This window comes from Streptomyces sp. NPDC001219 (assembly GCF_053597915.1).
The window spans coordinates 1-7,872 of the sequence record NZ_JBSFJF010000137.1; the positions used below are offsets into that span (position 1 = coordinate 1).

General features: G+C 71.3%; 7 protein-coding genes. 2 read left to right on the plus strand and 5 right to left on the minus strand.

Features of this window, described 5'->3' with window-relative positions; genetic code table 11:
* Nucleotides 1-68: 68 nt before the first annotated feature.
* The 4 genes from thpD to ectA all read right to left on the minus strand — a co-directional run bounded on the left by thpD (nt 69) and on the right by ectA (nt 3,529).
* Nucleotides 69-968: an ectoine hydroxylase gene (thpD, locus tag ACWC9R_RS36625; protein WP_450738161.1), complete on the minus strand. Its 900-nt coding sequence runs from the start codon at nt 966-968 to the stop codon at nt 69-71.
* A 118-nt stretch (nt 969-1,086) separates the two neighbouring features.
* Nucleotides 1,087-1,503 carry an ectoine synthase gene (locus tag ACWC9R_RS36630; RefSeq protein WP_362613010.1) on the minus strand — a complete coding sequence of 139 codons (417 nt, stop codon included), beginning with the start codon at nt 1,501-1,503 and terminating at the stop codon, nt 1,087-1,089.
* A 55-nt stretch (nt 1,504-1,558) separates the two neighbouring features.
* Nucleotides 1,559-2,827, minus strand: a complete 1,269-nt coding sequence (gene ectB, locus ACWC9R_RS36635) for a diaminobutyrate--2-oxoglutarate transaminase (protein WP_085928228.1) — start codon at nt 2,825-2,827, stop codon at nt 1,559-1,561.
* 135 nt (nt 2,828-2,962) lie between these two features.
* On the minus strand, nt 2,963-3,529 hold the full coding sequence (gene ectA / locus ACWC9R_RS36640) for a diaminobutyrate acetyltransferase (protein WP_393365871.1): 567 nt from the start codon (nt 3,527-3,529) through the stop codon (nt 2,963-2,965).
* Nucleotides 3,530-4,138: 609 nt separating this feature from the next.
* Here ectA and ACWC9R_RS36645 point away from each other — a divergent pair.
* Both ACWC9R_RS36645 and ACWC9R_RS36650 read left to right on the plus strand, forming a co-directional pair.
* The gene (locus ACWC9R_RS36645; protein ID WP_450738165.1) at nt 4,139-5,230 is read left to right on the plus strand and encodes an amidohydrolase family protein; all 1,092 of its coding nucleotides are present in this window, start codon (nt 4,139-4,141) and stop codon (nt 5,228-5,230) included.
* Between the two features lie 287 nt (nt 5,231-5,517).
* A complete protein-coding gene (locus ACWC9R_RS36650; RefSeq protein WP_450738166.1) occupies nt 5,518-6,507 on the plus strand; it encodes an SCO1860 family LAETG-anchored protein in 990 nt (329 codons plus the stop codon).
* A 164-nt stretch (nt 6,508-6,671) separates the two neighbouring features.
* On the opposite strand, the gene cobC is transcribed toward ACWC9R_RS36650, so the two are convergent.
* Nucleotides 6,672-7,757 (minus strand): Rv2231c family pyridoxal phosphate-dependent protein CobC, encoded by a 1,086-nt coding sequence (gene cobC / locus ACWC9R_RS36655; RefSeq protein WP_450738164.1) that lies wholly within the window; start codon nt 7,755-7,757, stop codon nt 6,672-6,674.
* Nucleotides 7,758-7,872: the final 115 nt, after the last annotated feature.

Below are 7,872 nucleotides of genomic sequence, written 5' to 3' on the forward strand. Positions count from 1 at the left end.
GACGACTACCGCGACGACATCACCATGTGGCTGGATCTGGGCTGACGGGCGGGCCGGGGCGGCGTCCCCTAACGCACCGGAGTGAAGTCGCGGGCCCCGATGTACTCAGGGCGCCGGACGGGTGCCGCGAACGGCTCCACCGCAGCGTTCTCGACGCTGTTGAACACGATGAAGACGTTGCTGCGCGGGTAGGGCGTGATGTTGTCGCCCGAGCCGTGCATGGCGTTGCAGTCGAACCACGTCGCCGAGCCGGCCTTACCCGTGAAGAGACGGATGCTGTGCTTGTCCGCCATCTTCGTCAGCACCTCGTCCGACGGGATGCCCGCGTCCTGCATCTGCAGCGACCGCTTGTAGTTGTCCTTCGGCGTCGCGCCCTCACAGCCCACGAAGTACTCGTGCGAGCCGGGCATGATCATCAGGCCGCCGTTGGTGTCGTAGTTCTCCGTCAGCGCGATGGAGACCGACACGGTGCGCATGTTCGGCAGGCCGTCCTCGGCGTGCCAGGTCTCGAAGTCCGAGTGCCAGTAGAAGCCGGAGGCACCGAAGCCCGGCTTCACGTTGATCCGCGACTGGTGGACGTAGACGTCCGAGCCGAGGATCTGCCGGGCCCGGCCGACCACCCGCGGGTCGGCGACGAGCTTGGCGAACACCTCGCTGATTTTGTGCACCTCGAACACGGTCCGTACGTCCTGGGACTTCGGCTCGACGATGGAGCGCGGGTCGGCGCGCATCGTCGGGTCGAGTACGAGCCGGTCCAGTTCGGCGCGGTACACCGCGACTTCTTCCGGTGTGAGCAGTTCCCCGATGGCGAAAAAGCCGTCGCGTTCGAAGTCGCTCAGCTCGGACGGCTCGAAGGGGCCGGCCGTTCCGGGCTGCGACCACACCACCGGGTCCTTCCGCGGGGTGATGACCTCAGCGGTCCCACGGGTCGGGTACAGGTCGGCGGTGCGCTCGGGTGCGGTGGTCATGGTGTTGCCTTCCTCTCCTCTCGTACGGAATCTGGCTTACGTGCGCGTGTGTGCCTTCCTCAGCGCTGCGGGGCGGGCTGGGTGTACCTCCCAGCGTCAGCTGGGGGAGGGTGGCGCCTCAGACCGTCTCGGGCTCAGACTCCGGTTCGGTGAGAAGCGGGTAGACCCCGTTCTCGTCGTGGTCCTCGCGGCCGGTGACCGGCGGGTTGAAGACACACACGCAGCGGAAGTCCTCCTTGATCCGCATGGTGTGCTTCTCGTGCCCGTCGAGCAGGTACATCGTGCCCGGCGTGATGGTGAATTTCTCGCCGGTCTCGTCGTTCGTGAGCTCGGCCTCACCCTCTACGCAGAGTACGGCCTCGATGTGGTTCGCGTACCACATCGACGTCTCGGTCCCCGCGTACAGGGTGGTCTCGTGCAGCGAGAAGCCGACGCGCTCCTTGGCGAGGATGATGCGCTTGCTCTCCCACGTGCCGGACTTGGCCTTGACGTGGCGGTCGGTGCCTTCGATGTCCTGGAAGGATCGGACGATCACGGTGACTCGGTGCCTTTCTGTGGAACGGTAAGGAACTCTGGGGCCGTTGGGCCGATCAGGCGCAGTCGCGGACGGCGCGGGCGAGGATGCGGAGTCCCTCGTCCAGTTCCTCGGGGGTGGTCGTCAGTGCGGGGAGCAGTTTGACGACCTCGCTCTCCGGGCCGGAGGTCTCGATCAGCAGACCCAGCTCGAAGGCGCGGGCCGCGATCTTGTTGGCCAGGGGCTTGTCGTTGCACTCCAGACCCCACACCAGACCGCGGCCGCGGTACTCGGCGATGGCGTCCGGGTGCTCCTCGGCTATCGCCTTCAGGTGCGCTTCGACGATCTCACCGCGGGCGAGAGTCTGCTTCTCCATCTGGCCGTCGGCCCAGTAGGTGTCCAGCGTCGCGGCGGCGGTGACGAAGGCCGGGTTGTTGCCGCGGAAGGTGCCGTTGTGCTCGCCCGGCTCCCAGATGTCCAGCTCCGGCTTGAACAGGGTCAGCGCGAGCGGCAGGCCGTAGCCGCTGATGGACTTCGAGACGGTGACGATGTCCGGCACGATGCCCGCCTCCTCGAAGGAGAAGAAGGCACCCGTACGGCCGCAGCCCATCTGGATGTCGTCGACGATGAGCAGCATGTCCCAGCGCTCGCACAGGTCGGCGAGGGCGCGCAGCCACTCGGGACGGGCGACGTTGATGCCGCCCTCGCCCTGGACCGTCTCGACGATCACGGCGGCGGGGGTGTTCAGACCGGAGCCCTGGTCCTCCAGCAGCCGCTCGAACCACAGGAAGTCCGGGTAGGTGCCGTCGAGGTAGTTGTCGAACGGCATCGGGGTGCCGTGCACCAGCGGGATACCGGCGCCGGCCCGCTTCATGGAGTTACCGGTGACGGCGAGGGCGCCCAGCGACATGCCGTGGAAGGCGTTGGTGAAGGACACGATCGACTCGCGGCCCTTGACCTTACGGGCCAGCTTCAGCGCGGCCTCGACGGAGTTGGCGCCCGTCGGGCCCGGGAACATGACCTTGTAGGGCAGGTCGCGGGGCCGCAGGATGATGTTCTGGAACGACTCCAGGAAGGCCCGCTTGGCCGTGGTGGACATGTCCAGGCCGTGGGTGACGCCGTCCCGCTCGATGTAGTCGATCAGGGCGCGTTTGAGGACCGGGTTGTTGTGGCCGTAGTTGAGCGACCCTGCCCCGGCGAAGAAGTCGAGGTAGGTGTGGCCGTCCTCGTCGGTCATGCGGCTGCCCTGCGCGCGGTCGAAGACGGTGGGCCAGCTACGGCAGTAGCTGCGGACCTCCGACTCCACGGTTTCGAAGACGCTCAGGTCGGGCTGGGTGATGGTCACAGCATGCTCCTGGGAGATGAGTGGCGAAGGATGAGGAAGTCTGTTGGGGCTGGGCGGTGCCGGCGGTGTCACGGGGGTGTGGTGCCGGGTCCCGCATGACCGCTGCGGCGGCGTTGCCGCGCGGTCCTGGGTGCGTCAGTGCTCCGGGCGGGCCGGTGGGGTGAACGGGCCGATGAGGTGGAGCACCTCCGGCTCGTGGCCCTGCTCCGGGAACAGTCCTGCGTCAAAGAGCACCTCGCTCTTGAGCGGCACTGAGTGCCGCTCCGCGAAGGACGCGAACAACCGGTTGGATGCGGTGTTGTCGGGGGTCACGGTGGTCTCGACGAAACGTACGCCCAGCTCGTCCCTGGCCCGGGCGGTGAGCCCGTCCAGGAGTGCGGCCGCCAGCCCCTGCCCACGGTGCGCGTCGTCGACGGCGACCTGCCAGACGACGAGGGTCTCCGGGTGCTCCGGGCGGAGGTATCCGGTGATGAAGGCGGCCGGCTCGCCCTCCGTGTCGCGGGCGACGACGGAGGTGGCGGCGAAGTCGCGACACCACAGGAGGTAGCTGTACGAGGAGTTGAGATCCAGCGTCTTCGAGTCGCGGGCGATGCGCCAGATCGCGGCTCCGTCCTCCACGCGTGGGGTGTCGAGCTTGAAGCCCTCCGGAAATTCTCTGATATCGCTTCGGGCACCGGCATGGTCTGCTTGTGCGGCGGTCATGGGAATTAAATTTACCCAGGGAAAAAGGAAATTGCATCGTGGGCAGGGGTTACGGAAGCGCGCAGGATGTGTTATCGCGCGGGGGCGCCCGTCCGCGCGATGCCACCGCGAGATGTCCCCATTTGACCAGGATGTTCGGGGCGAAACGGACACGTTGTGTAGTCGGTCACAGCTCCGTAACGCCGATGAGATCCGTCCGAATTACGGAACTTGCCGCTAGCAAAATCTTGGCGTTTGAGGTGCGGAAAAGCGGGCAGAAGAATACGGGAAGCTGTACTTCAAGGGAATTGGGAATTCGCCGCCGGAAGGCCGGGCGGAAGGCCCATGGAAACCTGTGCGGCAAGAGCGTGACAAGACCCGCGGGAACGTGCGCCAGGCGATCTCGGGGAAGACGGCGCGAAACGTACGCAGCGTTACGGGGAACACACGGAGAACCGTGCGGCAAGGGTGGCGGAAGCGGTACGGAGAGTGCCGGAGAAGGGGTCGCGCCGAAAGTCCGGGGGAACGCCGGATTCCCGGGGAAACGGCCGGGGAATGCGAGGTGCCGACGGGTTCGGCCGCCCTGGCCACCCGGCGCGGCGCGCCGCCTAAAGTGCCGGTATGACGTCCATGAGTGAAGGTGCGGTGCTGCACCTCAAGGGGAGGGTCCTCGTCGGTCCGGACGAGGTGCGCGACGAGCTGTGGGTGGTCGGCGGCCGGGTGACGTTCGACCGGCCCGCGGTGGCACGGGATGCCACCACCGTGACGGGCTGGACCCTGCCGGGCCTGGTCGACGCGCACTGCCATGTGGGCCTGGACGCGCACGGTCCGGTGGACGCCCCCACCAGCGAGAAGCAGGCGCTCACCGACCGTGACGCCGGCACCCTGCTGATCCGCGACGCCGGGTCCCCCTCCGACACCCGCTGGGTCGACGACCGCGAGGACCTGCCGCGGATCATCCGCGCCGGCCGCCACATCGCCCGCACCAGGCGCTACATCCGCAACTACGCCCACGAGATCGAACCGGAGGACCTGGTCGCCTACGTCGCCCAGGAGGCCCGGCGCGGCGACGGCTGGGTCAAGCTCGTCGGCGACTGGATCGACCGCTCCACGGGCGATCTGGCGGCCTGCTGGCCCCGGGGAGCGGTCGAGGCGGCCATCGCCGAGGCCCACCGGCTGGGTGCCCGGGTGACCGCGCACTGCTTCGCCGAGGAGACGCTCGCCCCGCTCGTCGAGGCCGGCATCGACTGCATCGAGCACGCCACCGGGCTCACCGAGGAGACCATCCCGCTGTTCGCCGAGCGCGGGGTGGCCATCGTCCCCACGCTCGTCAACATCGCCACCTTCCCGCGGCTCGCGGACGGCGGCGCGGCGAAGTTCCCCCGCTGGGCGGGCCACATGCGGCGGCTGCACGCCCGCCGCTACGACACCGTGCGGGCCGCCCACGACGCCGGGGTGCCGATCTTCGCCGGCACCGACGCCGGCGGGTCCCTGGCGCACGGGCTGGTCGCCGACGAGGTCCTGGAGCTGACCCGGGCCGGGCTGTCCGCCGAGGCGGCGCTCTCCGCCACCACCTGGGGCGCCCGCGACTGGCTCGGCCGCCCCGGCCTCACCGAGGGCGCCCCGGCGGACCTGGTGGTCTACGAGAGCGATCCGCGGGAGGACGTCCGGGTGCTGGCCGCCCCGCGCCGGGTGGTGCTGCGGGGGCGCGTCGTGGGGTAGCCGCCGGGGTGACCCGGTGAACCGGCGCGGTCAACCCGGGTCACCCGCGAGGTGGGACGGCTGTGGCGTGGGGGGTGCCCGATGCCGCACGAATCGAATAAAGGCACGGAAACCACCCATTGGGATGAACTGACGCCACGTGGCTGCCCGTTCACCCTCGGTGCGGACACGATGTGCGGGTCGATGCCGTCGGCCCGCGTGATGTCCCCCATGGACGCGGCCGGCGGCGCCATTTCTCCTGTGAGGGTTCCACACACGTGTCCACCAGTCCCACCAGCTCCTTCGGCATGCCCAGACGCCTCGCCACGGCCCTCGTCGCCACCGCGCTCACGGCCGGTCCCGCCGCCCTGCTCGGCGCCGTGCCCGCGCATGCCACGGGAGAGCAGGGCGCGGCCCGCGGCACCGCCGACGCGGTCGTGCTGCGTACCGGCGTGAACGTCGGGCTGCTCCACAAGACGGTCGACGTCCCGCTGAACGTCGTCCTCAACGAGGTGCACGCCCCGGCCTCCGCCAACAAGACCGCGCTCACCGTCAAGCTCGACGGCATCGACCACGGCAGGCCGTTCAGCGTGCTGCGCGCCGACGCCGCGACCGCGCGGGCCACCGCCGACCGCCGCAAGGCCGAGGGCTACGCCAACCTCGTCCGCGCCAAGGTGCATCTGCCCGGTCTGCCGCTGCTCTCCGTGATCGAGGTCCAGCAGGTCACCGCCAAGGCGGTCTGCGAGGCGGGCACGCGGCCCCGGGCCGAGTCGAACGTGCTGGGCACCGTGCGCGTCCTGGGCAAGAAGGTCACCCTCACCGCGGGCGGCACGACGCAGGTCAAGGTCCCGGGCGTGGGCCGGGTCCGGCTCGACCTGTCCCGGAAGGACGTCACGTCCAAGGGCGCCGCGGCCACCGCCCTCGACCTCGACGTCTCCCTCAACCCGCTGAAGCTGAACGTCGCCGAGGTGCACGGCCGGGTCACCCTGGCCAAGGCCACCTGCACCACACCGCGCGGCAAGGCGCCCGAGCAGAACGGCTCCGGCGGGACCAGCGGCGGGCAGACGAGCGGCGGCACCACCGGTGGTGAGATCGGCGGCACCGAGCCGGACGGCAAGGGCACCGAGGTGACGCAGGCGGACTCCGGGCCGCGCCCCCAGAATCTCGCGGAGACCGGCGGCAGTGCGGCCACCCCGTACCTCGCGGGCGGCGCGGGACTGCTGCTCGCCGCGGGCGCCGGGGCGACGGTCTTCGCCCGCCGGCGCCGCACCGCCGCGACACCGGGCGACGGCGGCTGACCGACCCCGTACACCGCGCCGGTGCTGTGGGGGCGTCGCGCGCGGGGTACGGCCCGGGGTGTGCCGTACGGGCCGCGGACCGTACGGCACACCCCACCCTCGCCGGGGACCCCACCAGGCATGGTGTGCAGGGGAACCCGGCGGGGACCGCCCACGGGCAGGGCCTACCCGAGCACCTCGGCCAGGGCCGTGACGAAGCGGTCCGTCGTGGCCCGGTCGCGCACCGCGAGCCGCAGCCAGTCGGGGCCCAGACCGGGGAAGGTATCCCCCCGGCGCACGGCGAACCCGCGCTCCCGCAGCGCGGCCCGCACCCGGTCCGCGTCCGGCAGCCGGATCAGCACGAACGGGCCTTCCGCCGGTCCGGCCGTCCCGATCTGCCGGAAGGCAGCCAGCCGGGCCAGCAGATGGGCCCGGTCCACGGCGATCTCCTCGGCCGCCGCGGCCGCCTCCGCCAGCGCCCGGGGCGTACAGCAGGCCTCCGCGGCGGCCAGCGCGGGACTGGAGACCGGCCACAGCGGCTGGGCCCGCTCCAGGGCGGCGACGGTCTCCCCGGCCGCCAGCACATAGCCGATCCGCAGCCCGGCCAGCCCCCAGGTCTTGGTCAGGCTGCGCAGCACCACCAGCCCCGGCAGATCCGTGCGCCCGGCCAGCGCCGCCCGCTCACCGGGCACCGCGTCCATGAACGCCTCGTCCACCACCAGCGTCCGGCCCGGCCGCGCCAAGGAGGCCAGCACCTCCGCGGGGTGCAGCACCGAGGTGGGGTTGGTGGGGTTGCCGACGACGACCAGATCGGCGTCCTCGGGCACCGCGGCCGGGTCCAGCCGGAAGCCGTCCCGCGCGTCGAGCAGCACCCGGGAGACCTCGTGCCCGGCGTCCCGCAGCGCCGCCTCGGGCTCGGTGAACTGCGGGTGCACCACCACCGGCCGGCGGGCCGGCAGGGCGCGGGCGAGCAGCACGAACGCCTCCGCGGCCCCCGAGGTGAGCAGCACCCGCTCCTCGGGCAGCCCGTGCCGCGCCGCCACCGCCCGGCGCGCCGCCCGGCCGTCGGGGTACGCGGCGAGGCCGTCCAGCGACGCGGCGATCCGGGCCTTGAGCCAGGCCGGGGGAGTGCCGGCGCGGACGTTGACCGCCAGGTCCGTCAGCCCGGCGTCCGCGCCCCGCACCTCGGCGTCACCGTGGTGGCGCAGATCGGGTCCGGGCGGCGGGGCAGCCGGTGCGGGGGGCCGGGCTGACGTGGTGCGCGGGGGCATGCTCACCGTTCCCCGGTGCCCGCGGCCACCGCGGCGCCCGGGTATCCCTGTCGGCTCCAGCCCGCGCGGAGTGACCTTCACCCCCGACGGCACCCGCGCCTACGTCACCAACTCC